This window comes from Hydrogenophaga sp. (assembly GCF_051007235.1).
Taxonomy (GTDB): domain Bacteria; phylum Pseudomonadota; class Gammaproteobacteria; order Burkholderiales; family Burkholderiaceae_C; genus Hydrogenophaga.
In genome coordinates this window covers 1-2,549 of the sequence record NZ_JBPCSJ010000502.1, presented here as the reverse complement: position 1 = coordinate 2,549, position 2,549 = coordinate 1, and the positions used below count along the sequence as shown (strand labels likewise).

The 2,549-nt window shown below is 67.6% G+C and carries 2 protein-coding genes; both read right to left on the bottom strand.

What is annotated here, in order from left to right; all coding sequences use genetic code 11:
- Positions 1-265: 265 nt before the first annotated feature.
- Positions 266-817: a signal peptidase II gene (gene lspA / locus ACR2JA_RS17795; RefSeq protein ID WP_434010404.1), complete on the bottom strand. Its 552-nt coding sequence runs from the start codon at positions 815-817 to the stop codon at positions 266-268.
- Positions 817-2,549, bottom strand: a 1,733-nt coding sequence (locus ACR2JA_RS17790; protein WP_434010403.1) for an isoleucine--tRNA ligase, incomplete at its 5' end; no start/stop codon positions are given. The genes lspA and ACR2JA_RS17790, both read right to left, overlap by 1 nt.

Sequence of the window (2,549 nt, the reverse complement as noted above, 5' to 3'; positions counted from 1 at the left end):
CGCAGGCGGCTGCCCAGCACCCGCAGCACGCCGGTGCGCACAAGGTGTGTTCCCCAGACCAGCAGCGCAATGGCGGCCAGCAGATTCAGCAGGTGTGTCATGGCTGAGGAAAACTATACGCCGCGCAGCAAGACCACCTCACAGCAGGTCGAACCGGCGATCCGGCGCCGGGCCGCCCCAAGCCGGATCAGCCCCAGGACACAGCAACGACCGGGGCCCTTCCCGGCCATGGGGCAGCGACCCGCGCAGCGGCGGAGCGTGGGGGTCAACTTCTTTTGACGCGCAGGATCTCGTCCAGGATCAGCGCCATCGCACCGATGGTGATGCCCGTGTCGGCGAGGTTGAAGGCCGGAAAATGCCCACCGGGGAAGATGCCCGACAGGAAGGACCAGTGGAAGTCCAGCATGTCCACCACGTAACCGTGCAACACCCGGTCGACCACGTTGCCGATGGCGCCGCCCAGGATGCACGACAGCGCAAACGCGAACAGCTTCTGGCCGGGGTGGGAACGCAGCATCCAGACGATGAACACCGCCGCGGCGATGCCAATGCCGGTGAAAAACCAGCGCTGCCAGCCGCCGGCAGACGCCAGGAAGGAGAACGCCGCGCCGGTGTTGTGCACGCGCACGATGTTGAAAAAGCTGGTGATGGTGGTGCTGTCGCCCAGCTGGTAATAGCCCAGGATCAGCGTCTTGGTGAACTGGTCCAGCAGCAGGATGCCGGCCGCCAGGCCCAGCCAGGGCCAGAGACTGGCACCACCGCCACCGCCACCGCCACCGCCGGCCTTGCCGCGGCCCTTGTACTTGGCGGTCGCCATCAGGCCACCCGGCGGGTTTCGCCCGCGCCCGCGCCGGCCGCTTCGGCCAGGTTGTTCACGCAGCGGCCACACAGCGTGGGGTGCTCGGCGTGCGCCCCCACGTCGTCGGCGTAGTGCCAGCAGCGTTCGCACTTGGTGGCGGTGCTGGGTGCCACGGTCACGGCCAGTTCGGCGCCATCCACCACGGTCACGGCCGAGGTGATGGTCACGAACTTCAGGTCCACGCCCAGCGCGCGCAGCAGGGCTGCGTCGTCGGCGCCGGCGGTGATGGTCAGCGTGGCCTGCAGCGAAGCGCCGACTTGGCCCGCGGTGCGCAGATCTTCGATGGCCTTGTTGGCCACGTCGCGGATCTCTCGGATGCGCGCCCACTTGGCCAGCAGCGCCTCGTTGGCCGACGGCAGGGCCGAGAAGGTCTCGAAGAAGATTGAGCCTTGGGTCGAGTCCTTGGCGAACACGGCCCAGGCTTCCTCGGCGGTGAAGCTGAGGATGGGCGCCATCCAGCGCAGCATGGCGTGGGTGATCTGGTGCAGCGCGGTCTGCGCCGAACGGCGGGCCAGCGACTTCGGTGCGGTCGTGTACAGCCGGTCCTTGAGCACGTCCAGGTAGAACGCGCCCAGGTCTTCGGAGCAGTACACCTGCAGTTTGCTCACCACCGGGTGGAACTCGTAGACATCGAAGTGCCTGAGGATCTCGGCCTGCAGCTCGCTGGCGCGGGCCAGGGCGTAGCGGTCGATCTCCAGCATCTGCTCCAGCGGCACGGTGTCCGTCGCGGGGTCGAAGTCCACCGTGTTGGCCATCAGGAAGCGCAGCGTGTTGCGGATGCGGCGGTAGGCATCGACCACGCGGGCCAGGATCTTGTCGTCGATGTTCAGGTCGCCCGAGTAGTCGGTCGCGCCCACCCACAGGCGCACGATCTCGGCGCCGAGCTTGCTGGTCACCGACTGCGGCTCCACCGTGTTGCCCAGGCTCTTGCTCATCTTGCGGCCCTGGCCGTCGGTGGCGAAACCGTGGGTCAGCAGGCCCTTGTACGGGGCGCGGCCTTCGATGGCGCAGCCCAGCAGCAGCGAGCTGTGGAACCAGCCGCGGTGCTGGTCGTGGCCTTCGAGGTACAGGTCGGCCTCGGGGCCTTGTGCGTGAGAAGCACCGTTGGGGTAGGCCTTGGCGTGGCTGCCGCGCAGCACGTGCCAGAACGTGGAGCCGGAGTCGAACCAGACCTCGAGGATGTCGGTGCTCTTGGTGTACTGCGGGGCCCCATGTGGACCTTCAGCGCCCAGGATCTCTTCGGCCGTCACGCGACTCCAGGCCTCGATGCCGCCCTTTTCCACGATGTCGGCCGCCTGGTCGAGGATGTCCATCGTGCGCGGGTGCAGCTCGCCCGAATCCTTGTGCAGGAAGAATGGGACCGGAACGCCCCAGCTGCGCTGGCGCGAGATGCACCAGTCGGGCCGGTTGGCGATCATGTCGCGCAGGCGGGCCTTGCCGTTCTCGGGGTAGAAGCTGGTGTGGTCGATGGCGTCCAGGGCCAGCTGGCGCAGGGTCTTGGGCGCCTTGTCTTTCGTGAAGACGCCCTCGCCCTCGTCCATGCGCACAAACCACTGTGCCGCGGCGCGGTAGATCACGGGCGTCTTGTGGCGCCAGCAGTGCGGGTAGCTGTGCGTGATGCCGACCGTGGCCATCAGGCGGCCGTGTTCGCGCAGCGTCTCGATGATGACCGGGCAGGCCTTCCAGATGT